At 68.6% G+C, this 25793-nt stretch carries 23 protein-coding genes and 1 tRNA gene; 9 read left to right on the top strand and 15 right to left on the bottom strand.

Annotated features, from left to right (window positions below):
- Window positions 1-16 precede the first annotated feature (16 nt).
- The gene (locus FB468_RS06675; protein WP_170219646.1) at window positions 17-850 is read right to left on the bottom strand and encodes a GntR family transcriptional regulator; all 834 of its coding nucleotides are present in this window, start codon (window positions 848-850) and stop codon (window positions 17-19) included.
- Between the two features lie 108 nt (window positions 851-958).
- Between FB468_RS06675 and lysA the strand changes: the two genes are divergently transcribed.
- Window positions 959-2269 (top strand): diaminopimelate decarboxylase, encoded by a 1311-nt coding sequence (lysA, locus tag FB468_RS06680; RefSeq protein WP_141886657.1) that lies wholly within the window; start codon window positions 959-961, stop codon window positions 2267-2269.
- On the opposite strand, the gene FB468_RS06685 is transcribed toward lysA, so the two are convergent.
- From FB468_RS06685 to FB468_RS06695, 3 genes are all read right to left on the bottom strand, one after another.
- Complete coding sequence (locus tag FB468_RS06685; protein WP_141886658.1) at window positions 2266-3279, bottom strand: aldo/keto reductase family protein; 1014 nt, start codon at window positions 3277-3279, stop codon at window positions 2266-2268. The two genes, lysA and FB468_RS06685, sit on opposite strands and share 4 nt — an antisense overlap.
- A 37-nt stretch (window positions 3280-3316) precedes the next feature.
- Window positions 3317-4147 carry an SDR family oxidoreductase gene (locus FB468_RS06690; protein WP_141886659.1) on the bottom strand — a complete coding sequence of 277 codons (831 nt, stop codon included), beginning with the start codon at window positions 4145-4147 and terminating at the stop codon, window positions 3317-3319.
- A gap of 217 nt (window positions 4148-4364) precedes the next feature.
- A tRNA-Cys gene (locus FB468_RS06695) sits at window positions 4365-4435 on the bottom strand.
- A gap of 49 nt (window positions 4436-4484) precedes the next feature.
- Between FB468_RS06695 and FB468_RS06700 the strand changes: the two genes are divergently transcribed.
- Window positions 4485-5294 carry a glutamine amidotransferase gene (locus FB468_RS06700; protein WP_211359097.1) on the top strand — a complete coding sequence of 270 codons (810 nt, stop codon included), beginning with the start codon at window positions 4485-4487 and terminating at the stop codon, window positions 5292-5294.
- Complete coding sequence (locus tag FB468_RS06705) at window positions 5284-6111, top strand: hypothetical protein (RefSeq protein ID WP_141886660.1); 828 nt, start codon at window positions 5284-5286, stop codon at window positions 6109-6111. The genes FB468_RS06700 and FB468_RS06705 overlap by 11 nt, the downstream gene beginning before the upstream one ends.
- Window positions 6112-6146: 35 nt before the next feature.
- On the opposite strand, the gene FB468_RS06710 is transcribed toward FB468_RS06705, so the two are convergent.
- Window positions 6147-8057, bottom strand: coding sequence for a VWA domain-containing protein (locus tag FB468_RS06710; protein WP_141886661.1), 1911 nt, complete (start codon window positions 8055-8057; stop codon window positions 6147-6149).
- Window positions 8054-9691 carry an AAA family ATPase gene (locus FB468_RS17370; protein ID WP_246055785.1) on the bottom strand — a complete coding sequence of 546 codons (1638 nt, stop codon included), beginning with the start codon at window positions 9689-9691 and terminating at the stop codon, window positions 8054-8056. The genes FB468_RS06710 and FB468_RS17370 overlap by 4 nt, the downstream gene beginning before the upstream one ends.
- A 127-nt stretch (window positions 9692-9818) precedes the next feature.
- Between FB468_RS17370 and serC the strand changes: the two genes are divergently transcribed.
- A complete protein-coding gene (gene serC / locus FB468_RS06720; RefSeq protein WP_141886662.1) occupies window positions 9819-10970 on the top strand; it encodes a phosphoserine transaminase in 1152 nt (383 codons plus the stop codon).
- A 22-nt stretch (window positions 10971-10992) separates the two neighbouring features.
- Here serC and FB468_RS06725 read toward each other — a convergent pair whose 3' ends face one another.
- The gene (locus FB468_RS06725; RefSeq protein ID WP_141886663.1) at window positions 10993-12864 is read right to left on the bottom strand and encodes an ABC-F family ATP-binding cassette domain-containing protein; all 1872 of its coding nucleotides are present in this window, start codon (window positions 12862-12864) and stop codon (window positions 10993-10995) included.
- Between the two features lie 182 nt (window positions 12865-13046).
- Here FB468_RS06725 and FB468_RS06730 point away from each other — a divergent pair, with 182 nt between their 5' ends.
- Window positions 13047-13499, top strand: coding sequence for a hypothetical protein (locus FB468_RS06730; protein WP_141886664.1), 453 nt, complete (start codon window positions 13047-13049; stop codon window positions 13497-13499).
- An 82-nt stretch (window positions 13500-13581) separates the two neighbouring features.
- Window positions 13582-15351 (top strand): lipase family protein, encoded by a 1770-nt coding sequence (locus FB468_RS06735; RefSeq protein WP_246055786.1) that lies wholly within the window; start codon window positions 13582-13584, stop codon window positions 15349-15351.
- A 224-nt stretch (window positions 15352-15575) separates the two neighbouring features.
- Here FB468_RS06735 and FB468_RS17085 read toward each other — a convergent pair whose 3' ends face one another.
- The 7 genes from FB468_RS17085 to FB468_RS06765 form a co-directional block, all read right to left on the bottom strand.
- Complete coding sequence (locus FB468_RS17085) at window positions 15576-15749, bottom strand: hypothetical protein (RefSeq protein ID WP_170219647.1); 174 nt, start codon at window positions 15747-15749, stop codon at window positions 15576-15578.
- A 79-nt stretch (window positions 15750-15828) separates the two neighbouring features.
- Window positions 15829-16506 (bottom strand): DsbA family oxidoreductase, encoded by a 678-nt coding sequence (locus FB468_RS06740; RefSeq protein ID WP_141886665.1) that lies wholly within the window; start codon window positions 16504-16506, stop codon window positions 15829-15831.
- Between the two features lie 54 nt (window positions 16507-16560).
- Window positions 16561-17493, bottom strand: coding sequence for a 4-(cytidine 5'-diphospho)-2-C-methyl-D-erythritol kinase (locus FB468_RS06745; RefSeq protein ID WP_141886666.1), 933 nt, complete (start codon window positions 17491-17493; stop codon window positions 16561-16563).
- Window positions 17494-17503: 10 nt separating this feature from the next.
- Window positions 17504-18376: a 16S rRNA (adenine(1518)-N(6)/adenine(1519)-N(6))-dimethyltransferase RsmA gene (gene rsmA, locus FB468_RS06750; RefSeq protein ID WP_141886667.1), complete on the bottom strand. Its 873-nt coding sequence runs from the start codon at window positions 18374-18376 to the stop codon at window positions 17504-17506.
- A complete protein-coding gene (locus FB468_RS06755) occupies window positions 18369-19262 on the bottom strand; it encodes a TatD family hydrolase (RefSeq protein WP_141888169.1) in 894 nt (297 codons plus the stop codon). Before FB468_RS06755 ends, rsmA begins: the two co-directional genes overlap by 8 nt.
- A gap of 47 nt (window positions 19263-19309) precedes the next feature.
- Window positions 19310-20905 (bottom strand): methionine--tRNA ligase, encoded by a 1596-nt coding sequence (gene metG, locus FB468_RS06760; RefSeq protein ID WP_141886668.1) that lies wholly within the window; start codon window positions 20903-20905, stop codon window positions 19310-19312.
- A gap of 75 nt (window positions 20906-20980) precedes the next feature.
- The gene (locus FB468_RS06765) at window positions 20981-21448 is read right to left on the bottom strand and encodes an OsmC family protein (RefSeq protein WP_141886669.1); all 468 of its coding nucleotides are present in this window, start codon (window positions 21446-21448) and stop codon (window positions 20981-20983) included.
- Window positions 21449-21493: 45 nt separating this feature from the next.
- On the opposite strand from FB468_RS06765, the gene FB468_RS06770 reads away from it, so the two are divergent.
- The gene (locus FB468_RS06770) at window positions 21494-22834 is read left to right on the top strand and encodes an aminotransferase class III-fold pyridoxal phosphate-dependent enzyme (RefSeq protein WP_141886670.1); all 1341 of its coding nucleotides are present in this window, start codon (window positions 21494-21496) and stop codon (window positions 22832-22834) included.
- 208 nt (window positions 22835-23042) lie between these two features.
- On the opposite strand, the gene FB468_RS06775 is transcribed toward FB468_RS06770, so the two are convergent.
- The gene (locus FB468_RS06775; protein ID WP_141886671.1) at window positions 23043-23813 is read right to left on the bottom strand and encodes a TetR/AcrR family transcriptional regulator; all 771 of its coding nucleotides are present in this window, start codon (window positions 23811-23813) and stop codon (window positions 23043-23045) included.
- Between the two features lie 102 nt (window positions 23814-23915).
- On the opposite strand from FB468_RS06775, the gene FB468_RS06780 reads away from it, so the two are divergent.
- Together FB468_RS06780 and FB468_RS06785 are read left to right on the top strand one after the other, a co-directional pair.
- Complete coding sequence (locus tag FB468_RS06780) at window positions 23916-24905, top strand: ABC transporter ATP-binding protein (protein ID WP_141886672.1); 990 nt, start codon at window positions 23916-23918, stop codon at window positions 24903-24905.
- Window positions 24902-25693 (top strand): ABC transporter permease, encoded by a 792-nt coding sequence (locus FB468_RS06785; RefSeq protein WP_246055787.1) that lies wholly within the window; start codon window positions 24902-24904, stop codon window positions 25691-25693. Before FB468_RS06780 ends, FB468_RS06785 begins: the two co-directional genes overlap by 4 nt.
- Window positions 25694-25793 lie beyond the last annotated feature (100 nt).

Raw genomic sequence — 25793 nt, forward strand, 5'->3', positions numbered from 1 at the left:
GGGCGCGCGCGTTCGGCTATTCGGCGCCGAGCGCGCGCACGCCCCAGGAGCCGGCAGCCTCGGGGCTCACCAGGCGCGGCGTTGAGCGCGGCCCCTGCACATGGAACAGGAACTCGTCGGCGCGGTACGACTGCTGGTACGAGTCGAAGGCTACGTCATCTTCGGTGTAGCTCACCCCGCGAACGCGCATCACGGTGTCGCTCGGGCCAAGCCCGAGCTGCTCGCGCTCCCACTGACTCGGGCGGTCTACCTGAAAGACCTGCTCGGCGTACGCTTCCGTGATGCCGTGCAGTTCTTCGAGCAGCTCGTAGAGCGATCGCCCGCTTGCAAGCTCGGCCTCGTCAAGCGCTGGCACGAGGCTCAGGGGAAGCGTCGCGCGCTCGGCAACGGTCGCGCGCCCTTCCCTGCTCCGCACGCGCGAGATCTCCCACACCGGCTGCCCCTCCTGAATGTCGAGGGCGCGCACGTGGTTTCGGCTTGGCATGCCGACCGCGATCCGTACGAGCTCCGTCGTGAACTCCACGGGCCGCTCGTCTTGCGAGATGGTGCCGAGCAGCGCACCGGCGCGGCCCGGTTGGCTGATGAGCCGCGGCTTCGCGACGAAGGTGCCGAGCCCCTGATGGCGCTCGATGACGCCGTCGTGGTCGAGTTCGTCGAGCGCGCGGCGCACGGAGATGACGCTCACGTCGGCTAGCTTCGTGAGCTCTGCGGTGCTCGGGAGCTTGTCGCCCGGCTCGAGGCCCTGTTCTTCAATGAGGCGCAGCACGAGGTCGTAGACACGCTGGTAGCGCAACTCACGGCCAGCGCCCGGCTCCGCTGGAGCGGCTGCGCCCGATTTTGTTGACGCCAAGTCAGTACCTCCTGTTAGCCCAGACTCACTTATTATTCGCAAGCCTAGGGCAGAAAGCCATTTCCGCGCCATATACTGCTAGGTATAACAAGAATCGAGGAAGATGTGATGACCGCAGTGCCCGCTCAGGAATCCCACGCCGCACGACTTCGCGAGGTGCTCCCAGAGCACAGCGGCGTCACCGAGGCGGGCGAGCTCACCATCGGCGGCGTCGAGGTTTCTGCCCTCGTTGAGCAGTACGGCACGCCCCTGCACGTGTTTGACGAGATCGGGCTGCGCGAGCAGGCGCGCCGTTTCGTCCGGGGCCTCCGCGAGCGCTGGCCCAACTCCGACGTGCTGTTCGCGTCGAAGTCGCTTCCCGCCGTCGGGATGTACAAGATCGCGCAGGAGGAGGGGCTCGCGGTCGACGTTGCCGGTGCAGGTGAGCTGCACCTCGCGCTTGCCGCCGGCGTCGACCCTGCACGCATCTACTTTCACGGCAACGCGAAGACGACGGCAGAGCTCGCGTTTGCCCTTGAGCGCGGTGTCGGCACGATCATCGTCGACAACACCGACGAGCTCGACAGGCTCGACGCGCTGCTCACCGCACCGCAAGCGCTCTTGCTCCGCGTGATTCCCGGCGTCGAGGCCGAAACCCACGCGTCACAGGCGACGGGTGGCACCCGCTCGAAGTTCGGGCTTCCGATGGACCAGGCCCTCGCTGCAATTGAGCGCATGCGCGCGCACCCTCTCATGCGATTTGAGGGCGTGCACCTGCACATCGGCTCACAGATTCTCAACACCGCCCAGTTCGCCGAGGCCGTCGAAAAGATCTCGAGCGCGGGCCACTTCCCCACCTACGACATTGGCGGCGGGCTCGGCGTGAAGTACACCCACGCGGATGACGCGCCGAGCGTAGAGGCGTACCTTGACGAGATCGTTGCGGCGGCGAAGGCGCACCTCCCGGAGGGGTCGCGGCTGCTCATCGAGCCAGGCCGCTCGCTCGTGGCCCGCGCCGGGGTCTCGGCCTACCGCGTCGTCTCAGTGAAGCGCACCGGGCAGGTGTTCGTCGCGGTCGACGGCGGCATGGCAGACCAGCTCGACGTTGCCCTCACGCTGCAGCGCTACGAGGCCGTGATCGCGAACCGCGCGGCTGAGCCCGCGGCGGAAGCCGTGCAGCTCGTCGGCCGCCAGTGTGAGTCGGGCGACCTGCTCATCGACGGCGCCGACCTACCGGAGGCGCGGGTGGGCGACGTCGTTGTCATGGCGACGACGGGCGCGTACTCGTACACGACGTCGAACAACTACAACGGCGCCCTGAAACCCGCGATCGTCTTCGTCGCGGACGGCGAGGCGCGGCTCGTCACCAGACGCGAGACGTACGCCGACCTGCTCGCGACGCACGCGCCCGCGCTTGAGGGCGGCACCGCAACCGACTAGCTCAGGCGGGTCTTCGGGGAGACCGTATATGTGTCTTCTGGGTCGCTGTACACCGCGTCCCCGAGCGCCTCGTCGACGGCAGCGAGGGTCGCTGCGTCGAGCGTGACGCCCGACGCCTTCACGGTGTCGGCGAGCTGCTCTGGCCTGGACGCTCCAACAAGCGCCGACGCGACATTCGGGTGCTGCAGCACCCACGCTATTGCAAGCTGTGGCATCGTGAGGCCGGCCTGCTCGGCGATGGGCTTCAGCCGCTGCACGGCGACGAGCAGCTCCTCTCGGAGAAAATCGTGGATGAACCTCGCGCCGCTCCGCTCGTCGGTCGCGCGCGACCCCGCGGGGAGCGGCTGGCCCGGCAGGTACTTGCCAGTGAGCACGCCCTGCGCCATTGGCGACCACACAATCTGCGAGATGCCGAGTTCCTCGGACGCTGGCACGACCTTACCCTCAATGACCCGCCAGAGCATCGAGTACTGTGGCTGGTTCGAGATGAGCTGGATCCCGAGCTGTTTCGCGAGCGCGTGGCCCTCACGCAGCTGCTCCGCCGTCCACTCCGACACCCCGATGTAGAGCGCCTTCCCCTGGCGCACGATGTCGGCGAACGCCTGGAACGTTTCCTCGAGCGGCGTCTCGTAGTCGAACCTGTGCGCCTGGTAGAGGTCGACGTAGTCGGTGCCGAGCCGGGTGAGCGAGCCGTTGATCGACTCAAAGATGTGTTTCCGGCTCAGCCCCGTGTCGTTCGGCCCCTTGGCTCCGACTGGGAAGTAGCACTTCGTGAAGATCTCGAGCCCTTCGCGCCGCTGCCCAGCGAGCGCCTTGCCGAGTACAACCTCGGCGGCCTGGTTCGCGTACGTGTCGGCGGTATCGAAGGTCGTAATTCCCGCGTCGAGCGCCGCGTGCACGGTCTTCGTCGCTGCCTCGTCGGCGACCTGCGAGGCGTGGGTGATCCAGTTGCCGTAGGTGATCTCCGAGACTTTGAGGCCGCTGTTTCCGAGGTAGCGATAGTTGACCATGTGCCAACGCTAATACCGCTACCCCGGGAACGGAACCCTAGTCCAGGAAGATGTCAGGGCGCAGCTCGCTGTCCGGGGTTCCGGGCACCGCCGCGTAGCCGGAAAAGTCGGTGACGCCCTCGCCACGCAGCACGTCCTCTGCGATGAGGGACTGGCCGGTGTACTGGCCCGCTGGCTTCGTGAGCACCGTGTACGCCGCGTCAGCGTACACCGCGGGCGTGCGGCTCGCGGCCATGACTTGGTCGCCGCCGAGCAGGTTCTGCACTGCCGCGGTCGCGACGGTGGTCGCCGGCCACAGCGTGTTCGCAGCGACGCCGGTCTTCGCGAACTCAGCGGCCATGCCAAGCGTCGCCATCGTCATGCCGTACTTCGCGAGGGTGTAGCCCGTGTGCCCGCCGAGCCACTTGGGGTCGAGGTTCAGGGGCGGCGAGAGTGACAGGATGTGGGGATTCTCGGCTTGCTGGAGCAGCGGGAGCGCCGCGCGAGAGAGCATGAAGGTGCCGCGCACGTTCACGTCTTGCATGAGGTCGTACTTCTTCGGATTGAGGTCGAGCGTGCCCGACAGGTCAATGACGCTCGCGTTGTTCACGACAATGTCGACCCCACCAAACTCGGCACGCGCCTGCTCGACGGCCGACGCGATATCGTCGTCGTTGCGCACGTCGCCCACGATCGCAAGCGCGTTCCCGCCCGCCGCGCGGATCTCGTCTGCGGCCGTGTGGATCGTCCCAGCGAGCTTCGGGTGCGGGGTATCCGTCTTCGCGAGCATCGCGATGTTGGCGCCGTCGGCCGCGGCGCGCAACGCAATCGCAAGCCCGATTCCCCTGCTGCCGCCAGACATAAGGATCGTCTTCCCTGCCAGTGTCATAGCTACTCCTTTGTGCTGTGGTTCTCTGCGCAAGTCTGACACGGGCGCGACAAATGCGCGAACGTTGCGTGCAGATCGTGCACTCAGCACATCGGCGACTGACAGTATTGGTGCATGTCGCACGATTCACAGACCGGCCACCCCGGCACCGGCCGGGTGGACGGCCTCGCTCAACCCATCGAGCCCGACGGCACGCGAAAGACCGCGGAGACGGTTGAGGTGGGGGCAGGAGTCGAACCTGCGTGCGCAGCCTTGCGGGCTGCTACCTGGCCACTCGGTCACCCCACCTGAGTCGCCAGATCATCTCGGCGACATCACCCATGCTACTGTTTGTCCTATGACAATGCAACTTTTGGCAGGCGCCTCCGCCGCCGAGGAGGCTCAGCCTGCGACTTCGCCGATCGCATACGTGATTCAACACGTCGCGTTCGAGGGGCCCGGCACGCTCCACGGCGTGCTCACCGAGCTCGGATACGAGGTCAGGGTTCGACTCGCTGGCCTCGACCCGCTGCACCTCAGCGCGCTCGCCGACGGCGCGCTCCTCGCCGTACTCGGCGGCCCGATTGGCGTGGCAGAGACGGCGACGTACCCCTTTCTCCACGAAGAGAAACGCCTCATTCGCAAGTGGCTCGAGCTCGATCGGCCGCTGCTCGGCATCTGCCTTGGGGCTCAGCTCATCGCTGAGGCCATGGGCGCGACGGTTGAGACGCTGCGCTCCCCCGAGATCGGCTACGCCCCGCTGACACTGACCCAGGCGGGTGCGCGTAGCGTGCTCGCCCCGCTCGCTCACCTCTCGGTACTGCACTGGCACGGAGACCACGCGAGCTTGCCCCCGGGAGCGCGGCGACTCGCGCAAACGCCAGCGACCCCCGTGCAGGCTTTCGCGAGTGGTGAGCACGTGCTCGGGCTGCAGTTTCACATCGAGGCCGACCACGCGGCCATTGAGGAGTGGCTCATCGGCCACGCAGTCGAGCTCCGCTCGGCGGGCGTCGACCCGGGCGTGATCCGTGTCCAGGCCTCCGAGTACGGCCCCGCGCTCTCGTCTGCGGGCAGGGCCGTGCTGCGCGCGTGGCTCAGGCGCCTCCCGAGCCTCCCCAGCGGCCTGGCTCCGTTGCCGGCCGTCGGAGCGGTGAACCGTGGCAGGTAGCGACCGGACGGCCCGCTTTGCCCTCGTCGCGCGGGAGGCGGCCGAGGCGGGCCCCTCGCCGCGGCCGGTCGCGCGCTCTGAGGCCGAAGTCGAACTTGCTGCGCGGGTGCGCCAGCTCAGGGTCGGCGCCCTCGGCACGGGGTTCCAGACGACGCCGTCACCTGAGCTCAGCGAGCGCTATGCCGAGACCCGCTCCGCTTCCGACGCGCTCGCAAGCGTGCTCGAGGTCACCGCGCCGCCCTTCGAGGCGTTCTTCGCGCTGGGTGCGAACGAGCCGACTGCGAACCGCGCGAGAGCGGACGAACTCGTCCCCGTCATCGCGCCGCACGGGCTCGGTGCCCCGGCATGGCTGCGGGTGGCTGCCGCAGACGGCGTGCTTCCACCCATCGAGTGCGCCACCGAGGTGCTGCGCTGGTTCGCGGCCCTGGATCGGCCGCCGCGAGCGTCAGCGGTACCGACCGTGCGAACCTCGAGCGCCCACGGCACCGTCTCCTGGACCCTCCGCTGGGTTTCGGCCGCCGCGAGCCCCACCCCCGAGCGCACAGCCCCTGCGAGACCATCGCCGACTCTCACGGAGCAGGGCGTTGCCCTCGCAAACTGGCCGACGCTTCCGGAGATGTTCGCGCTGCAGGCCAGGCAGCGCTCACTGACTGCTCCGCTTGTTGACGGGCGCACTTTCACCTGGCTTGCCGGGGCGCTCCCCGACCGCGCGCTCGCAGCGAGGCACACCTTCGACAGCTCCACCGGCTCGATCCGCATCAGCACCAGGGCCCGCTCTGACCGCGGCAGCCACGTCGGCGCCCGCACTGTTTTCTAAGTCAGGTTGCTAGGTCAAGGCCCCGGGTCAGGCCTCTAAGCCGAGCCACCCTGCCCTGGCAGCGCCACACGCGCCTGGTCGCCGAGCATTTGCGCGAGCGCGGCCGGGAGTTCCCGCACCGACCCGATCAAGGTGAGTCCCGGGCGGAAGAGGCCCATTCCACCAGTCACACCGATCCCGACTCCGTACACCTCGATCCCCGCCGCTCGAGCCCTCGCCAGTTCGCGCGCAAGGGCACGGCCCTCAACATGTTCGGGGCTACTCGCGAATCCACCATCGCTCACGAAGACGAGCACCCGCCGCTGCGCCACCCCTGCGGGCCGCCGGGCGATCAACAGTTCACGCACCGCGAGCTCGATCGCGGGAACGGGGTGCGTCTCACCCTCCGCCGCCACCATCGCCTCGCGCAGGGCGATCCGGTGGGTGTCGGTAAGCCGTTCGTTGCAGCGCTTCACCAGCGTCGCGGCGCTGTCGAACACGACAAGGCCGGAGCGCACGGCGCTCGGCTCCCCGCCGGGGTATCGGGTTTCAAGTTCGCGGAGCTCCCTCGCCGCACCCGCGAGCGCTTCGAGGAAGACCATCGCCGCGTCCGCTGACAGCTGCGCGGCCTGGCCCTGCATCGACCCCGATCTGTCGAGCACGAGCACGGTGTCGGTCCGCCCGAGGCCAGGCCCGCTCACGGTCACCGGCATGCGCGCCCGGTACACGTTCGGCCGGGGGTCGCCGCCGCGGGCCTCAGCAACCGTCGCGGCCAGGCGACCGGTGTGGATCGGCCCCGGCTCGGGCCCGGCGAAGCGTGTCTCGCGCTGGGCGACCCGCAGACTCTCCCGCAGCAGGCGCCGCCAGACGTCCCCGACGGCCCGAATCTCCCGACGGTACGTGCCGAGGCAGTGCCTGTATTCCGCGAGCGCGGCCGCACTGCCGCGCCGCCACTCTCCTCCGGCCTCGGCGGCCGCCTGGCCGGGCGTCGCTGCTTCGGCCGCCTCCAGCTGCGCGGTAGAACCGCCGCCCGGCGGCGTGAGCGAGGGGCGTTGAGCGGGCAACGGCGTCTCACTCAGCACTGGTGGGATGCGACCGGAATCGGCTTCAACCAGGGAACCCGGCTCGGTCGCAGCCGATGGCGGGGACCCCGAAGGATCCGGCTCGCAGAGGTCGCCCTCACGGCGCTGCTCGTCTGCGTTCGCGCGATCCGGATCCGCGTTCGTTTCACCGCCTGCGTCGTCACCAGCCGCGTTGGCGCTTCCCAGGTCGCCAAGCCCCTCGACCCCGCTCTGCCCCTCCTGCGGCGGGCCGGCACCGCCGCCCGCGGCATCGCTCAGGCCGCTGCCCGCCGCGAGCGCCTCATACGCGGGCGCAACGGCGGCGAGCAGTCGGTCGAGGCCGTCGACCGGGTCGGCCGCGCCCGTCCCGGTGAGCGCGGCGCGGGTGACGGGGGTGAACAGCTGCCCGACGGCCTCGCCCACCTGCGTGGGAAGCCCGAGCGAGGCGCGCTGCACGAGCCCCAGCCACTGCGCGTTGGGTGGCCAACTGGTGAGCGCTTCGGGAATGTCGCGGCGAACGGCCCCAATGAGTTGTCGCCCGAATCCCGGTTGCGCCTCGAGCAGCGCGCGCTGCGCCTGCACCCGGTCGAGTGTCACCATGAGCGTGTGGAGATCGGGGCGAGCCGCGAGCACTCGCGCGCGACGGTTCTCGCGCGCCGGGGAGCAGCCCGCGCCCGTGACGAACCAGAGCTCGCGCAGCGTCAGCGCGACCGCAGCGTCGACTCCGTGCCCGCGCCGCGTGAAGTACTCGCGCCCCACAGCAAGGCGCTCACCTTCGAAGCGCCACTCCTCACCCGCGAGAGTGGTGACGCGCACCCCAAGGAGCCGGCCCGCCGCGGCGAGCGCGCCGTCAAACTCCGCCGCCTCAGCGCGCTCAGCGTCCCGCTCGCTGCCGTCTCCGCTCACGTGAGGAGGCCCTGTCCGACGAGAATCAGCCTGAGCACCGCCCGGTCGGCAGCGTGCATCACCCCGGCGGTGAACCGCTCGAGTGCGCCCGTGAGTGCCGTCGCCCCGCCCTGCAACATCACCCCTTGGAGCACCGCGGCGAGCGTGCGCGGCGCGATGACGGTCTCTGCGAGGCCCGGCTCATCATCGAACTCGCGCTCGGTGCCGCGGTAGCGTTCCAGCGCCGCGTCGGGGTTCCCGACGAACACCTGCTGGCTGATGAAGGCCGCGCGTGCGAGTGGGGTGAGTTCGGCGATACCGAGGCCCTGCGGCAGCGACCCGTCCGGGGCAGACACCACCGCAGCCGCGAGCAGCAGGTTTTCGGCAGGGACGTCGGAAATGTCTGCCCCCGAATCCGGGTAGTGCACTCGGAAGGTCCCCGACCCGAATCGATTCACGAGCTCTGCGCTCAACGGCTCAATGCCGCGGTATCTGTGGGGTGCGTACTCGTTGGCCGTTGCGAGCACGACGAACCCGCTCGCAATCTCGACGGTCAACCCAGGCTGCTCCTGCACCGCGAACCGCGCTCCCGGGCGCAGCTGCAGGATGCGGTTCAGGCGCTTGAGGAACTCGGGCGGCATTGCGTTGATCTCGTCGAGGATGATGGGCACGCCGCGCTGCATCGCGCGCAGCAGCGGGCCCGGCGCGAACTCCGTCACCGTTGCATCGCCCGACGCCCGAAGCTCGTGAGCCCCGATGATCTGAGCTCCGGTGATGTCGCCGTACCCCGAGACGAACTCGTGGGTAGTGCCGCCCAGCCCGGCAAGGTGCTCGGCGAGGGCGGTCTTGGCACCGCCGGTTTCGCCGATGAGCAGGATCGGCGCGCCGGTGAGCACCGCGGGCGTCGCCGCCGCGATCAGCTCACGCATTTGCGGGTTCAGCACGAGCCCGGCCTCAAGCTCACGCCGTGCCTGTCGGATGCGAATCTGGAGCACTGCGTCAAGCACCGCATCGGGCTCCGGCGTTGGCTGGGCTGCCTGCGATGCCTGCGTTGCCTGCGGGGCATAACCGATCGAGGCGCCGCCCGCCGAGGTGCATCCGTCAGACGCTGCGATGGTCTCCTGTTCCGCACGCGTGAGCGACCGCGAACGCCTGGCCGCGTGCCGCACGAGGGCATCGACGCGATCCTCGTTCCCGGCACCATCGACCGTTCGCACCAGTGCAATCGCCCGGCGCAGCGCCCAGGCGCGCGCGGTACTCGCTGCGGCGAGCGCCCGGGCAGCTTCGGGGTCAGCGAGCAGCTGCTCCCACTGCTCGGAGAGCTCGCGCACGCGAGCGAGTCCGTGTGCGATCGACGCTTCGGCGTCGAGCTCAGGTCGGGTGCGCGGCTCACCTCGGACGCTCCCCCATTCCCGCTGAACGCGGGTCGCGGGGCGCTCGAGTTCCTCCCCGTAGTGGTGCAGCCAGTCAGCCCGGAGCACCCGCGTCGCTTCGTGGAGCGCAGCGCGCACCTCTCGGGCGTTCGTCACGAGCGGCGATTCGGGCACCGAGAGCTGGGAGGCGTCGACCGTGTCGCCCACCCACAGCGGCGTCTCCGATGCCTGGGGCACGGCTCCCGCCGTTTGGAGGGTTGGTGCTGCGCCTAGTGCTGTCATTGTCCTTCGTCCCCACTCGGCGCGCTCGCGCCGGATCGTAGCGTCATGCCAATGCTACACTTTGTCATAGGACAAAAACATTCGAGGTGAGATTTCGCCTCGCGCCACCGCGAAGGGACACTCAGACATGGATCTCACATACCCACGCACGCTCCCGCGCTACCCGCTGGGCGACGGACGATTCGGGAGCGGCCCTGCCAAGATCCGGCCCGCTCAGCTCGGGCAGCTCGCGGCCGACCCGCATCGCGTGCTGGGCACCTCCCATCGGCAGGAACCTGCAAAGCGGCTGGTCGGTCGCATTCAAGAGCAGCTGCGCGAACTCTTCGATGCCCCCGACGGGTACGAAGTCGTCCTCGGCAACGGTGGCTCCACGGCGTTCTGGGACCTCGCCGCGTTCTCGCTCATCGATCAGCGGGCCCAGTGCCTCGATTTCGGCGTCTTCGGCAACCGCTTCGCGCGGGCCGCGGCGGCGCCCTGGCTCATGACGCCAGACGTGCGCACCGCTCCGCACGGCGAGCTCGTACTCGCCGAACACGCTGAGAGAATCGATACGTATGCGTGGCCCCACAACGAGACGTCAACGGGCGTACTGTCCCCCGTTCGGCGCGTAGGGGCCACTGACGGCGCCATCACGCTCATCGACGCGACGAGCGCGGCAGGCGGCGCCGAGTTCGATGCACGGAACGCCGATGTCTACTACTTTGCGCCGCAGAAGAACCTTGGCTCTGAAGCGGGCGTCTGGCTCGCACTGCTCTCGCCCGCGGCGATCGAGCGAACGGGCCGGATAGCGGCATCGGGTCGGTACATCCCAGATTTTTTGAACCTCCACCTCGCCATCGAACAGTCACGCAAGCGGCAAACCCTGAACACTCCAGCGCTCGCGACCCTCATGCTGCTCGACAGCCAGCTCGGCTGGATCCTTGAGCGCGGCGGCCTCCCCTGGGCAGCCGGGCGCACCCGCTCACTGTCCGCCGCGATCTACGAGTGGGCGGACCGCAGCGAGTACGCGGCACCGTTCGTTACGAACCCGGCGCTCCGCTCACCAACGAACGTGACCCTTGAGATCGACCCGCGCGCCGACGTCAAGACGCTCACGGCGCTCCTCCGAAGCGCAGGAATCCTCGACACCGACGGGTACAGCGGGGTCGGGCGCAATCAGCTCAGGATCGGCACGTACGTCTCCGTCGACCCAGCTGACGTCAGCCAGTTGCTGCGAAACCTCGATCTGCTCATCCCGTACACCATCGAGTCGGGCGGGCGCCTGGCACGCCAGAGCTAGGCTCTGGCCGAGTGCCGGTGTCTTACCCGAGCGCCTCCGAGAGCTCCAGCCAGCGCTCCTCGAGCCCCGCGACCTCCGCTTCGAGCGCGGTGATCTTCGCCATCTCCGCGTTCAGCAGCGCATAGTCCGCCTGGTCGAGGGTCGCGAGCCCGTCGCGCGACTTCGCGATATCGCCCTGCATCCTCTCCATCTTGCGCTCCACCGACGCCAGCTCCTTCTGGGCATCGCGCAGCTCGCGCCCCGACAGCTTTGGCTGCGCCGGCTGCGAAGCCTTCGAACCCTGCTGCCCGGTCTCCGAGACCGTGGGCTGGCCCGGCTTCGCCGATCCCACGCCCGCGGCAGCGGCTTCCTTCGCGCGTTCCTCGGCCTGGCGCAGCTTGAGGTACTCGTCGACGCCGTTCGGGAGGTGCCGAAGCCGCTTGTCGAGGATCGCATACTGCTGATCGGTGACGCGCTCAAGGAAGTAGCGGTCGTGCGAGACCACGATAAGGGTGCCCGGCCACGAGTCGAGCAGGTCTTCCATCGCCGCAAGCATGTCGGTGTCGAGGTCGTTAGTCGGCTCGTCGAGGATGAGCACGTTCGGCTGATTGAGCAGGATCAGGAGCAGCTGCAGGCGTCGCTTCTGACCGCCGGAAAGATCTTTCACGGGGGTCGACAGCTGCGCGCTCGTGAACCCCATCCGCTCGAGCAGCTGCCCCGGAGTGAGGTCCTGCGCCTTCGAGCCTGAGCCAACCGTGAAGCTCGTACGCAGTCGCCCGATGACGAGGCGCACCGGCTCGTTCAGGTGCGCCTCGAGCTCGTCGAGGCGCTGCGTGAGCTGCGCGACGTTCACGGTCTTGCCGGTCTTCACGGTGCCGCTCGTCGGCTCCACCGCGCCCGAGATGAGCCCGAGTAGCGTCGATTTACCCGCGCCGTTCACGCCGAGAATGCCTGTGCGCTCGCCCGGGGCGATTCGCCACTCGACGTCGCGCAGCACCTCGCGGGGTTCCCCCGAAACCGGGTCGGTGTACGAGACGCCAACATCGAGGATGTTCACGACCTCCTTGCCGAGGCGTGAGACGGCCATCGACTGCAGTGACACCTTGTCGCGGATCTCGGGGACGTCGGCGATGAGTTCGTTCGCGGCGTCGATCCTGAACTTCGGCTTCGCCGTGCGCGCGGGCGCGCCACGCCTGAGCCACGCGAGCTCCTTGCGCGCGAGGTTCTGACGCTTCTGCTCGACAACCGCGGCCTGCCGGTCGCGCTCGACGCGCTGCAGGATGTAGGCGGCGTACCCGCCCTCGAAGGGTTCGACGATGCGGTCGTGAACCTCCCAGGTCGCCGTGCAGACCTCGTCGAGGAACCACCGGTCGTGCGTGACGACGAGCAGCGCGCCCTGCCCGTTCGGCCAGCGGCGCTTCAGGTGGTCGGCGAGCCAGGCGACGGCCTCGACATCGAGGTGGTTCGTCGGCTCGTCGAGAAACAGTACATCCCAGTCGCCGACGAGCAGGCGGGCAAGGGCAACTCGGCGGCGCTGGCCGCCCGAAAGCGACTCGAGCTCGGCGTCCCACGGCAGGTCTGAGACGAGCCCCGCGATGACCTCGCGCACCTTCGGGTCGCCCGCCCACTCGTACTCGGGCGTATCGCCGACGATCGCGTTGCCGACGGTCTCGCCATCGTCGAACTGGTCGGCCTGGTCGAGCACCCCGATCGTGGTGCCGCCGCGGTAGGTGACGCGGCCCGAGTCGGGCTCGCGCCGCCCGGCGAGCATCATGAGGAGGGATGACTTGCCGTCGCCGTTGCGACCGACGATGCCGATGCGATCTCCCTCGTCAACGCCGAGCGTCACCGAGTCGAACACCGTCTTCGTGGGCACCTCAAGATGCAGGGCCTCAGCCCCGAGAATATGCGCCATACCTGCCTCAATAGTCGCGTGGATCCCCCGACGCAGTCGATCGCCACGGGCGTCGCCGCCCGATACGCGGCGCGCGTCGGAAGGAGTACCTATCGAGAATAGTCGACTGGCCTGTGTGCCGGGGGGGCCGGAGCTTCAGGGCTCGGCCGATAGATGCTGTGCACCGCCGGTACGCTTGCCGTATGACCGCGCACCCAGACGTCACCCACCCGACCCTTGGCACGCTGAGCCGCTCATCGTTCACGCTCACCGACGGCGATGTCCACTTCATGGACAGCTACGGCGGCGAGATTGAGGTCGCCGGGGCAACCATCGAACTGCTCGTCGAAAGCAGTGATCCGAAGGTCGTGAAGGCCCTCGCCGAGCGGCTCGCCGCCGCCCTCGCGCAGCTGCCCGCGCTCGTGCGGCGCTCCACCGACGCGATCGTCACCGAGTTCGGCGATGAGGATCCCACGGAGTCAGACCGCGAGGAGGCAGCCAGAGGCCTTGCGCTGCAGACCCTCGCGGCATCGCCCGGCGGCGGACTCGTGCTGCACTTTGACGATACGACGGGCGAGCACTTCCCCGAGGGCTACTGGCCCGCCGTCTACCTCGGGCCTGAGAACGAGGTGCTCGATGTCGCCGTGGAGGCGTGAACGCGCGGTATTCTGAACGCGTCATACCGAACGCCTTGCCCGCTCGCCCCGGGGCGACGCCGAGCCATGTGAGGGCAACGAAGTGCCGCTGAAATCCACGATCACCGCCTCGCTGTCATCGTTCGCGGAGCCGGTGCGTGCGCTCATCGGCGTCGCCGGCGTCGCGCTCGGCGTGCTGCTTGTCCTTGCCCCGCTGTCGACGCAGCAGATCGCGGTGGTCACGGGCATAGGGCTGGCGCTCGCCGGTATCGCGGCTGCCCTGCTACCAACGCTCGATGGTTTTACCAGGGTGTCAGCGCGCGTCTTCGGCGCGGTGCTGTTCGTGCTCGGCACGATCATCGCGGTCTGGCCGGCTGGCGGCGCCCCGTGGATCTCGTTCGTCGTCGGCGCTTCACTCATAGGGCACGGGGTCTTGCAGACTGTCCAGGTGATCCGGCACGGAGGCGATCAGCGCGCAACGAGCGTGATCATCGCGCTCGCAAGCATCGTCTTCGGCGTCGTCGCGCTGGCCTGGCCCGTGCTGACGCTCACGTTCTTCAGGCTCGGCGTGGGCGCGTGGTTCGTCTTCTTCGGCCTGCAATTGGTGATGGCGGCGCTCTACAGCGGCGGCCGCGACCCGGAGCGGCCCCGGGGCAGGGTCGCGCGCTGGTCGCGCACCATCGGGGCGAGCCTCGCCCTGATTCTCGCAGTCGCGGTCGCGCTGGGCTCGAACTGGGCGCTCGGCGGGGTGCCGCTCCCCCAGCCCGGGGCGTTCTACGCTGCACCAGCGAGCGTGCCCGCTGAGCCCGGAAAGCTCATCCGTTCGGAGCAGCTGCGCGAGGGCGTGCCGAGGGGTGCCGACGCCTGGCGGATCCTGTACACCACGACCAACGCCGACGGGTCTCCCGCTATCTCGAGCGGCACGATTGTCGCGCCGACGGCCCGGGGTGATGAGCCGCTGCCGCTCCTCTCCGTCGCTCACGGCACGACCGGCGTGGCCGCAAAGTGCGCGCCGTCGCTCAGCGCGACCCCGTTCGCAGACGGCGCGGGGGCCGCGCTCGAGCAACTCGTTGTCGACAACGGTTGGGCCGCGGTCACGTCGGACTACATCGGCCTCGGCACGGCCGGCGCCCACCCATACCTCATTGGCGAAGCCGAGGCTCGCAACGTGCTCGACGCGGCCCGCGCCGCCCGCGAGTTCTCGGAGGTCACGGTCACGAACGAGACCGTCGTGTGGGGCCACTCACAGGGCGGCCAGGGCGCGCTCTGGACGGGGCAGCTCGCTGCCTCCTACGCCCCCGACGTGACCGTGCAGGGGGTCGCCGCGTTCGCACCCGCCGCTGACCTCTTCGGCCTGGCCGAGGTGAACAAGAACGACGCCGTCGGCAAGACCGTTTCCGCCTATATCGCGGCGACCTGGAGCGAGCTCTACCCGCAGCTCAACCTCGAGTCCCAGCTCACGCCGGGGTCGGCGCGCGGCGTCGAGAAGATCCAGAACCTGTGCTTCAACGGGAAAGACGTGCTCGGCGCTATCCTGCACGGCACGCAGGTGCCGAACCAGATCTTCCCCGACAGCCTGCTCGACGGCGAGTTCGGCGACCTGCTTCGGGCGCAGACGCCCGTCGGGCCATTCCCGGCCCCGGTGCTCGTCGCGCAGGGCTCGGCCGACCCGCTTGTGCGGCCGGAGCAGCAGCAGCGGTGGGTCGAGGAGCGCTGCGGGGCTGGCGCCGAGATCGACTACCGGGAGTTTGCGGGGCTTGACCACCTCACACTCGTCGCCGCCGAGTCACCCCTGACGCCGCAGCTCGTCGAGTGGACGCTTGCCCGGGCCGCGGGCGAGCCGGCCACCCCGAACTGCGACGCGCGGCCGTAGGGGGTTCTGCCTGCCCCGGTCTGGCTCAGCCGCAGCCCGGCTCAACCCTGCCCTCAGCTCCAGCGCCTGCGATCGGCCCTAGTAATGCCGAACTCCGGGGCTTTCTGCATTGCAAGAGTCGATCGCATACGCTGTGCCGGTGCCTGCAGGGCAACGCAGTGCCGGTGCAGGCCATACAAAAGGCGGCGCACCCCGAGGGGCGCGCCGCCAATAGCTGTGAATCCTTAGCCCTCGCCGGGCATGCAGCAGCTTCCGCCGCAGCACGAGCCGCCGGTGGAGCTGTCGCCGAGCAGGTTCAGAATCTCTGCGGTCTCGGCGCCTGCGAACGCTGCTGCGCCCGCGATGCTCGCGTCGGTGTTCAGCTCGACCTGGTCAGGGGTCTCGGTCTTGTCGCTCATAGTTGGATCCTCTCCTCTGTGAATTCTAGTTCGGCGCCCCGCTGACAGGCCGCCCGTCCACTGGCCTCTCAGTGAAGGCTCAGTCAGCCGAGTTCGCCTCGGCTTCGAGGGTGAGCACCTGCTCGAACGCGCTCACGAACATCTCGGGCTGCTGGGCGCCAGAGACTCCGTACTTCTCGTTGATGAGGTAGAACGGTACACCGGTCACACCGAGCATCCGCGCGCGGGTGATGTCACTCTCGACGGACTCGCCGAAGCCCTCATCCTCGAATGCGTCGCGAACCTCATCGGGGTCGAGCCCGACCTCGTCGACAACCTTGGCGATCTGCTCGGGGTCGCCGACGTTGACGCCCTCCTCGAAGTAGGCCTTGAAGAGGCGCGCGAGTACCTCGTCGTAGATACCCTGCTCTTTCGCGAGGTGCAGCACGCGGTGCGCGGCCGCGGTGTTCGAGTGCGCGACCCTGTCGAAGTCGAAGGTGATGCCCTCGGCTGCCGCCATCGCGGTCATCTGTCCGAGCATGTCTTCAACCTGCTCGCGCGGCATGCCCTTGTGCTTAACGAGGAAGTCGATCTCGCTGCCCTCGAAGTTCAGCGGCGTGTCGGGGGCGAGCTCATAGCTGTGGCCCTCGATCTCGAACTCAACCTCGGGGTTGTCGGTGCGGAACTGCTCGACGGCCTTACGGAAGCGGTTCGCCCCGATGTAGCACCAGGGGCAGGCGATGTCTGACCAAATGTCAATGCGGATCGTATTACTCACGTCCCGTGCAACCCAGCCAAGACCGAAACTATTCCAAAGAACAGGGCGAAGTTTTTAACCTTCGATGACGCGCGCGCCGTGCACGGGGCCTGTGACGGTGAGGGCGCTCACGCCAGCCCGCATGAGCACAGACTTCAGCTCGGAGGCCTCCTGCGCGTTCTCGACCAGGAACGCGACGGTCGGCCCTGACCCCGAGACAATGCCGGCGAGCGCGCCGCGCGACTCCCCGAGTTCGAGGAGCTTCGTGAGCTCCGGCGCGAGCCGCAGCGCGGCCGCCTGCAGGTCGTTGTGCATCGAGTCGGCGAGCGACTCGGCGTCCCCGACCCGCACGGCCTGCAGCACGGCGGTCTCAACCTTCACGTACTCGGGCTGCTCGCCAAGCTCGTTCGCGTGGTCGTCGCGGTGCCGGTCGAGCATGCTGTAGACCTCCGGCGTGCTCAGTCCGCCGTCAGACAGGGCGAGCACCCAGTGGAAGGTGCCCTTCGCGAGCGCCTGGCTCAGCTCGTCGCCGCGCCCGGTTCCCACGGCAGTGCCGCCCTCGAGCGCGAACGGCACGTCAGCGCCGAGCTCGGCGGCGAGCGAGGCTAGCCCCGAGCGCCCGACACCGGTGCTCCACAGCTCGTCGCAGGCGAGAAGGGTCGCGGCAGCGTCGGCTGACCCGCCGCCCATGCCGCCCGCGATGGGCACGCGCTTGAGCACCGTGAGGTCGACTCCGCCCTGGTAGCCCGTGTGGGCCGCGAGCAGTTTCGCCGCCCGGATAGCAAGGTTCGTGTCGTCTGTCGGAAGCCCCGCCGTTTCGATAGGGCCTCCGAACCGCAGCGAGAACGTGTCGGACTCGGTCGCCGTCACTTCCTCGAACAGCGAGACAGCCTGATAGAGCGAGGCGACCTCGTGGTAGCCATCGTCTTGGAGCGCGCCAACGCGAAAGTAGACGTTGATCTTACCGGGCGCTCGCACGGTGATCGATCTTCGCTGGTCGCTCCGCATGGTTCCTACGCTAGCGCAAGTCTGAGGCCGCGCGTGACCGCGCGATCGCGAGGAAGTCGTTGATGTGCAGCTGCTCTGCGCGCGCTGTGGGAGCGATACCCGCCTGCTCGATGATCGCGACGGCGTGTTCGGCTCCGAGTACGGGCTGGAGGGCCTGCCTGATCATCTTGCGACGCTGCGCGAACGCCGCGTTCACGAGCTCAAAGGTGAGCACGCGCTCCGCTTCAGTTCCGATGGGTTCGGCGCGTCGCTCGTATGAGACGAGCACCGAGTCGACGCCGGGCACGGGCCAGAAGATGCGGCGGCTCACGGTGCCCGCGATCCCCCACTCGCCGTACCAGGTCGCCTTCGCGCTCGGTGCGCCGTACTCCTTCGAGCCGGGCCCAGCGGCGATCCGGTAGCCGACCTCAGCCTGCACCATCACCAGCCCGCGATCCAGCGTCGGGATGAGCTCAAGGAGGTGCATGAGGATCGGCACCGACACGTTGTACGGGAGGTTCGCGACGAGAGCCGTCGGCTGAGCGGGGAGGCCCGCGAGGTGCGCGGCGGCGAGATCGAGCGCGTCGGTGTGGATCACGCGGAACCGCTCTGCGGCCTCGGGCTGCATAGCGCGGATGGTGTTCGGTAGCTCAGCCGCCAGGCGGGAGTCAATCTCGATCGCGGTGACGTCGGCGCCGACCTCGGTGATTCCGAGCGTCAGTGAGCCGAGCCCGGGACCGATCTCGATGACAGCCGTCTCCGCGCCGACGCCCGCGAGCCGCACAATCTTGCGCACGGTGTTCGGGTCGATCACGAAGTTCTGGCCCAGCTTCTTCGTCGGCGAGACGTCAAGCCGTTCCGCGAGTTCGCGGACCTCGACGGGGCCGAGCAGCGCGCTACTCATCGGTGTCCATCTCCCACGTGCCGTACACGCGCTCGGTGTTTGCGGCCAGCTGGCGGCACACGCCTTCAAGTGGCAGGCCCTGCACCTCGGCGAGGCGACGCACCGTGTGCGGCATGAGGTAGGGCGCGTTCGGGCGGCCGCGCAGCGGCTCGGGCGTGAGGAACGGCGCGTCGGTTTCGACGAGCACGAGTTCGGGCTTCGCGACCTCGAGGGCCTCGCGCAGCGCCGGTGCGTTCTTAAACGTCATGGTGCCGGCGAACGACATGTACCAGCCGCGCTCGTTGCAGATCTTCGCGAGAGCCGCGCCACCCGAGAAGCAGTGGAACACCGTGCGTTCGGGGGCGCCGACGCGGGTGAGCGTCGCAACGACCTCGTCGTGCGCGTCGCGATCGTGGATCTGCAGCGCGATACCGTTCGCTTTCGCGATCTCGATGTGGGTCTCGAACGACTCGTACTGGGCCTCGCGCCCGTCCTCGCCCGTGCGGAAGAAGTCAAGACCGGTCTCCCCGACCGCGCGCACGCGTGGCTGGGTCGCAAGCCTGGCGATCTCCGAGAGGTGCTCGGAGAGGGTGCCGGCTGCTGCGAGCCGCGGCGCTTCGTTCGGGTGCAGGGCGACAGCGGCGAGGACGCGCGCGTCGTTCGCCGCGAACTCGGCGCTCCAACGGCTCGTCTCCAGGTCGGTGCCCACCTGAACGACGCCGCGCACACCAACAGCCTCGGCCCGCGCAAGCGACTCGAGCGGATCGAGCTGGGTGACGCCGTCCTCGAACTCGAGGTGCGTGTGGTTGTCGTAGAGCGGGAACGGCAGCGGCTCGGGGTTCGCGGGGCGCGTCAGATCACGCGTCTGCTTCCCGGGGCCCTCGGGCGCCTCTCGCCGCTTGCGAATCCCGCCCGCGGGAGTCTGCGAGGGCGCCGTCCCCTCAGCTGCGGGGCTCACTTACCGTCGCCCTCGGTCTCGATCCGGGGGAAGAGCACGGGCAGCGGGTGCTGGGTCGCGCCAGCCGGAAGGCGGCCCCAAGTGCCAGCCTCACGAATCGACTGGGCGGCGAGCGCGCCGAGACTCTCCTCGGCACCGAGCGCGGCCCAGAGCTTGCCCGTCGACTCAGGGATCACGGGGTGCAGCAGCTCGGCCAGCACGCGAAGCCCCTCCGACACCGTGTACAGCACGGTGCCGAGGCGCTCACGCTGCGTCTCATCCTTTGCGAGCACCCACGGCTGCTGCTCGGTGATGTAACCGTTCAGCGCGTCGACGAGCTCCCAGATCGAGGCGAGCGCCTCGTGGATCGCGAACGCCTCGATGTGCGCGTCTGCGTCGGCAGCCGCCTTCGCGGCGAGCTCGCGGATTACGGCGTCGGCCGGCTCCTCTGCGCCCGCGGCGGGGACGACGCCGTCGAAGTACTTGACGTTCATCGCGAGCAGGCGGCTCGCGAGGTTGCCGAAGCCGTTCGCGAGCTCGGCCTGGTAGCGGGCCGCGAGGTCTTCCCAGCTGAACGAGCCGTCGTGGCCGAATGACACGGCGCGCATGAAGTAGTAGCGGAACGCGTCGGCACCAAAGGTGTCGGTGATCTCGTTCGGCGCGATGCCCGTGAGCTTCGACTTCGACATCTTCTCGCCGCCGACGAGCAGCCAGCCGTGCGCGAACACGTTCGAGGGCACCTCGAGTCCAGCGGCCATGAGCATCGCGGGCCAGATCACGGCGTGGAACCTCAGGATGTCCTTGCCGACGATCTGCACCGCCGGCCAGTGCTTCAGCTCAGCCGTCGGGTCGGTGGGGTTCTGCCCGTAACCGCGCGCGGTGATGTAGTTGAGCAGCGCGTCGAACCACACGTAGGTGACGTGCGCCGAGTCCCACGGGATGGGGATGCCCCAGTCGAACGAGGTGCGCGAGATCGACAGGTCTTCGAGACCCTGCTGCACGAACGCGATGACCTCGTTGCGCGCGCTGGCGGGCTGCACGAAGTCGGGGCGCTCTTCGTAGAGGGCGAGCAGGCGGTCTTGGAACGCGCTCATCTTGAAGAAGTAGTTCTTCTCCTGGAGCAGCTCGAGCGGCTTCGAGTGGATCGCGCAGACCTTCTGGCCTTCGAACGCGCCCTCGCCGTCGACGATCTCGCTCTTCGGCTTGAACTCCTCACACCCGACGCAGTACAGCGCCTCGAACTCGCCGGCGTAGACGTGGCCGTCGTCGTGCAGGCGCTGCAGGAACGTCTCGACGCCGACCTTGTGGCGGTCGTCGGTCGTGCGAATGAAGTCGTCGTTCGAGATGTTGATCGTGTCGAGCAGCGGGCGCCACGACGACTCGACGAGGCGGTCTGCCCACTCCTTCGGGTGCACGCCATTCGCGGTCGCCGTGCGCAGGATCTTCTGGCCGTGCTCGTCGGTGCCGGTGAGGAAGAACGTCTCGTCGCCCGCCTGACGGTGCCAGCGTGCGAGCACGTCGGCAGCCACCTCGGTGTAGGCATGCCCGATGTGCGGGGCGTCGTTGACGTAGAAGATCGGCGTGGAGACGGAGAACGAAGAGGACTGGGCCATGGGTTCCATTGTATTGGCAGTGCGGGGCGCTCGGGACCGTGTTACGCCGACAGCGCCACCGCACCCCGCGGCACCCTACCCAACCGTGACGATCGGCTCGTGCTTGACCGGGAAGTTCACCGACCGCGCGATGAAGCAGTTCTCGTACGCGTCCCTGTGCGCAGCGAGCGCGGCGTCGACCATGGACTCGTCCGCGACCGTCACGCGCGGGTAGAGCGTCACACCCGTGAACTCGCCCCCGAGCCCCTCCTGCCGCATCACGCCTACGGCGGCGTCGCGGTAGCTCGTGACGACCACGCCTTCGCGGACCGCCATGTGCAGGTACGACAGCATGTGGCACTGCGCGAGCGCGGTCACGAGCAGCTCCTCGGGGTTCCAGCGGTCGCGGTCGCCTCGGAAGGTCGGGTCGGCGGAACCCTCGAGCTCCTCCTTGCCGGCAGCGCGAATGACAAGTTCGCGGCCGTAATCTCTGTAGCCGCTCGTGCCGGTTCCCCGGTTGCCGCGCCACTCGACTTCGATCTTGTACTCGTGCTCGTTTCCCATAGCCCTATCGTAGAGTCCTCGGATAGTCGGGAGTAAGCTTGCCCCATGACCTCAGACATGTTGGAAGCAGAAATTACTCAGGAGCGCAAGCTCGTCACCGAGATCCCTGGCCCGCGCTCGCGCGAGATCCACGAGCGTCGTCAGCGAGTCATCCCACCGGGCGTCCACACCGTCTTCCCCGTCTACATCGATCGCGCACACGATTCGATCGTCGTCGATGTTGATGGCAACCAGCTCATCGACGTCTGCGGTGGCATCGGCGTCACCACGATCGGCCACACCGATGAGGCAGTCGTCGCCGCCGCCCGCGAGCAGGTCGGCAAGGTCACGCACACCCTCTTCACAATGAACGCGTACGAGCCTTACGTGCGCGTTGCCGAGCTACTCGCCGAGCACGTTCCGGGCGACGGCGAGTACAAGACGCTGCTCATGAACTCGGGCGCGGAGGCCGTGGAGAACGGCGTGAAGATTGCGCGCAAGTTCACCGGCCGCCCCGGCGTCGCCGTGCTCGAGCACGCCTACCACGGCCGCACCATGCTCACGAGCAGCATGAACCACAAGGGCGCACCGTACGCGCTCGGCTACGGCCCCCGCGCCGGCGACATCTACCGTGCACCGAACTCGCACCCCCTCCACGACGGCCTGACCGGCGAAGAGGCTGCGAAGCGCACCATCAAGTACCTCGAGAAGACCGCTGGCGCATCCGATCTCGCCTGCCTCGTCGTCGAGCCGATCCAGGGCGAGGGCGGCTTCGTCGTCCCGGCCGACGGCTACCTCCCCGCGCTCGCCGCGTGGTGCAAGGAGAACGGGATCGTCTTCATCGCTGACGAGGTGCAGGCGGGCATGGCCCGTACCGGCACTATGTTCTCGATCGAGCAGTTCGGCGTGCAGCCCGACATCGTACTCTCCGCAAAGGGCATCGCCGGTGGCCTCCCGCTCGCCGGCATCACCGGCCGCGCCGAGATCATGGACAAGTCGATGCCCGGTGGCCTCGGCGGCACCTTTGGCGGCAACCCCGTCTCGTGCGCTGCAGCAGTAGCCGTCTTCGAGCGCATCGAAAGCCTCGGCCTGCTTGCTGAGGCGAAGCGCATCGAGCAGACTTTCGGCGGCGCACTGCGCGAGCTCCAGGGCGAGTTCGACGCGATCGCTGAGGTTCGCGGCAAGGGCGCCATGCTCGCGATCGAGATCGTGAAGCCGGGCACCCTTGAGCCCGACGCAGACCGCGTCAACGCGATCATCGACTACGCGGGCAAGCAGGGCGTTATTCTACTGTCGGCTGGCCTGTACGGTGAGGCGATCCGCTTCCTGCCGTCGCTGAAGATGAGCGACGAGCTGCTGCTCGACGTTGCGAGCGTGCTTCGTGAGGCGTTCGCGGCGACCGCGTAGCACTTCCACGCAACACAGCAGGGGTCCAGGCCATGTTGGCCTGGGCCCCTTCTGCGTCCCCGGCCCCAGGCCCACCGAAGAGCCACTTCCCTACAGGAAAGCCCCTTGCAAACCGCCCGGAAGGGGCAGCCTTGCAAGAATGGGGCTCTCTGGCCGGGGGTTGAGGGCTTGAGGGCAGGGCCGGGCAGGGCAGCCAGGTAGCGGAGCGCTAGACCGCGGAGGGCCCGCCCGCCCTCTCGTCCGGCGTCAGCCCGAGCAGCAGTGTCCGCAGCGCGAGCTCCGCGACCTCAGACTCGTCTCGGTCGAGCACCCGCGACTGCGTGAGCCCCGCATCACTGAGCCTGCGCTCCGCGGCCGCAAGTGCCGCAACGAGCTCCGCGACAATCGTGCGGACCTCCTCTCGCCGGTCAGGGGTACGCCGCCCAAACAGCATCGCTTCAAGGGTCAGCGTGACCGTCTGGGCAAGCCGTTGTGACTCGGGCTGCGCCGCGGCGCCGGCCGCAGCACCCGACGAGGGCTCGCCTTCGGCCTGCGCTCCATCGGGCGCGCTTCCACTCTCAGCCGACCCCTCAAGACCGAGGCCAGCGAGCTCCTCGGCAGCGGCGCGCAGGGCCGCAAGGAACGTCTGTTCCTTCGAACCGAAGTGGCTGTAGACCGCTCCCTTCGTAAAGCCCGCAGCCTGCGCGATGTCCTCGAGCGAGACGCCCGCGTAACCGCGCTCCGCAAATAGCCTGATGGCTTGCTCGAGCAGCTTCTCCTTGGTGCTCAGCGGCCGTGCCCGCTGTTCGACCCACGCGCTCGCCTGCGCGAGCGCCTGCGCCGCAGCGAGCAGCCCCTTGGTAACGCCGGTCTCCGCCTGGGCTCCAGCGCCCCCGAGTGACTGACCGAGCTGGCCGGCAGCGTCAGCAAGCGCTCGCGCGGCGTCGCGCAGGCGCTGCTCTCCGCTCGCGTCTGCGCCGTCCGAAGGTTTCGTTGCCATGCACCCAGGGTACATGACATACCAAAAGTATCCTATTGCGTCACCAGATACCGATGGGTATATTCATACCAACCAGTACCTCAATCTGTCAGGAGAACCGCGATGTCGCCATCCCCACCACCGCAACTCGAGCTCGCCGGTCGAGCCCCATCGGGCGCACACCGCAATCCAGTACTGAGCATCGAGGGTCTCGTGAAGCGCTACCGCGGGAAGTCCGTGGCCGCCAACGACGACATCTCGCTCACCGCTCACGCGGGCCGCGTCCTTGGCGTACTCGGGCACAACGGCGCCGGCAAAACGACGATGGTCAACCAGATCGTCGGGCTGCTCAAGCCCACATCGGGCTCGATTACCGTCGGGGGCGTCGACGCGATCGCCCATCCCGCCCGCGCCCGCGAGATCGTCGCGGTGCAGGCGCAGGCGAACGTGCCGATCACCGGCCTCACCCCGCGCAAGGCTGTCGAACTCGTCGGCCGGATCCGCGGTGGCGAACCGGGTGCCGTACGCCGGCGCACCGACGAGCTTCTTGAAGCGCTCGACCTCGGGCCCTGGGCCGACACCCCCGCGGAGAAAATCTCTGGCGGGGTCGCCAGACTCACCGCATTTTGCATGACCGTCGTGCAGCCCGCGGCCCTCGTGATTCTCGACGAGCCGACAAACGATGTGGATCCCGCCCGCCGCCGACTGCTCTGGGACGCGATTCGCGACACCGCGAGCGGGGGCGCCGCGGTGCTGCTCGTCACCCACAACGTTCGCGAGGCGGAGCGCACTGTCGACGACCTCGTCGTACTCGACAGCGGGCGTGTGCTTGCCGCCGGCAGCCCCGCGCAGCTCACCGCGCACCTGCGAGGCGAGCTCTTCCTCGAGCTTGACGGCGTCAACCTGCCCGAACTGCCAACGGGGCTTCGGGCGAGCGTGTCTCGACCCGCGCAGCGCATCGTCCCGGTACCGGCCGAACGCGGGGCCGAGGTCGTCGCGTGGGCACAGGCAGCCGTGGGGCGCGGCCAGGTCGAGCGATTCTCGCTCACCCCAGCATCGCTCGAGGACGCCTACCTTGAGCTCGTCGGAGCAGGATCGGAGGCCGCAGCATGAGCACGATCACAGCTCTTCAGACGCCCAAGCACACATCGTCAGCCGGGCGGGCGATGCAGGGGCTCCGCGGAACCCTGCTGCTCATCCAGTGGCAGGTGCGCAGGCAGGCCCAGTTTCTCCCGCTCATGGCGGTCGTGCAGACTGCCCTCGCGGTCTCGACGGTGCTCGGCTACGGCCTGCTCATCGGTGACGTGGATCAGGAAGCGGCGCTGTTCCTCGCGACCGGCGCGCCAACAATCACGCTCATCGTGATCGGGCTCGTGATGACCCCGCAGGCGATGGTGCAGGCGCGCACCGAGGGCAGCGCCGACTGGCTGCGAACGCTGCCTCTCCCCCGCGGCGCCTTCCTCGCCGCCGACCTGACGGTGTGGACGGCGCTCGCGCTCCCCGGGCTCGTACTGGGTACGATCGTCGGCGCCCTGCGGTACGACATCACGTATCAGCCGGCCGCGTGGGTCTTGCCGATCGCTATCCTCATCTCCCTCACCGCGGCTTCGATCGGCTACGCCTTCGCGGCGCTCCTGCCGCCGGTGATCACGCAGCTCGTCTCACAGATGCTCGTATTTCTGCTGCTGCTGTTTTCGCCGGTGAGCTTCCCCGCCGCGAACTTGCCGGAGTGGCTGCGCGCCGCGCACGAGGTGCTTCCGATCGAGCCGATGGCGAACCTCATGCGGGCCGGGCTCGCGGGCCAGGCGTTCGAGGCGAGCGGGCGCGACCTCTTCACGGTGCTTGCCTGGTGCGTCGCCGCCGTCGCCGCGGCTGTGTTCGCCCTCAGGCGACGCGGCTAACAGCAGCCCGGCGAACAGCCGGGCAGCACCCCCGGAGCCAGAATAACCAAGGCCGAACAGTACAGGGGCCGGGGCCGCGCCACGCGCGCGACTCCCGGCC

Source organism: Leucobacter komagatae, from assembly GCF_006716085.1.
In the GTDB taxonomy this organism is placed as follows: Bacteria; Actinomycetota; Actinomycetes; order Actinomycetales; family Microbacteriaceae; genus Leucobacter; species Leucobacter komagatae.

Excerpts from the sequence above, each read along its gene's own strand:
- lysA (WP_141886657.1), top strand. The coding sequence starts at position 959 with ATGACCGCAGTGCCCGCTCAGGAATCCCACGCCGCACGACTTCGCGAG.
- FB468_RS06685 (WP_141886658.1), bottom strand. The coding sequence starts at position 3,279 with ATGGTCAACTATCGCTACCTCGGAAACAGCGGCCTCAAAGTCTCGGAG.
- FB468_RS06690 (WP_141886659.1), bottom strand. The coding sequence starts at position 4,147 with ATGACACTGGCAGGGAAGACGATCCTTATGTCTGGCGGCAGCAGGGGA.
- FB468_RS06700 (WP_211359097.1), top strand. The coding sequence starts at position 4,485 with ATGACAATGCAACTTTTGGCAGGCGCCTCCGCCGCCGAGGAGGCTCAG.
- FB468_RS17370 (WP_246055785.1), bottom strand. The coding sequence starts at position 9,691 with ATGACAGCACTAGGCGCAGCACCAACCCTCCAAACGGCGGGAGCCGTG.
- serC (WP_141886662.1), top strand. The coding sequence starts at position 9,819 with ATGGATCTCACATACCCACGCACGCTCCCGCGCTACCCGCTGGGCGAC.
- FB468_RS06725 (WP_141886663.1), bottom strand. The coding sequence starts at position 12,864 with ATGGCGCATATTCTCGGGGCTGAGGCCCTGCATCTTGAGGTGCCCACG.
- FB468_RS06730 (WP_141886664.1), top strand. The coding sequence starts at position 13,047 with ATGACCGCGCACCCAGACGTCACCCACCCGACCCTTGGCACGCTGAGC.
- FB468_RS17085 (WP_170219647.1), bottom strand. The coding sequence starts at position 15,749 with ATGAGCGACAAGACCGAGACCCCTGACCAGGTCGAGCTGAACACCGAC.
- FB468_RS06745 (WP_141886666.1), bottom strand. The coding sequence starts at position 17,493 with ATGCGGAGCGACCAGCGAAGATCGATCACCGTGCGAGCGCCCGGTAAG.
- rsmA (WP_141886667.1), bottom strand. The coding sequence starts at position 18,376 with ATGAGTAGCGCGCTGCTCGGCCCCGTCGAGGTCCGCGAACTCGCGGAA.
- metG (WP_141886668.1), bottom strand. The coding sequence starts at position 20,905 with ATGGCCCAGTCCTCTTCGTTCTCCGTCTCCACGCCGATCTTCTACGTC.
- FB468_RS06765 (WP_141886669.1), bottom strand. The coding sequence starts at position 21,448 with ATGGGAAACGAGCACGAGTACAAGATCGAAGTCGAGTGGCGCGGCAAC.
- FB468_RS06770 (WP_141886670.1), top strand. The coding sequence starts at position 21,494 with ATGACCTCAGACATGTTGGAAGCAGAAATTACTCAGGAGCGCAAGCTC.
- FB468_RS06775 (WP_141886671.1), bottom strand. The coding sequence starts at position 23,813 with ATGGCAACGAAACCTTCGGACGGCGCAGACGCGAGCGGAGAGCAGCGC.
- FB468_RS06780 (WP_141886672.1), top strand. The coding sequence starts at position 23,916 with ATGTCGCCATCCCCACCACCGCAACTCGAGCTCGCCGGTCGAGCCCCA.
- FB468_RS06785 (WP_246055787.1), top strand. The coding sequence starts at position 24,902 with ATGAGCACGATCACAGCTCTTCAGACGCCCAAGCACACATCGTCAGCC.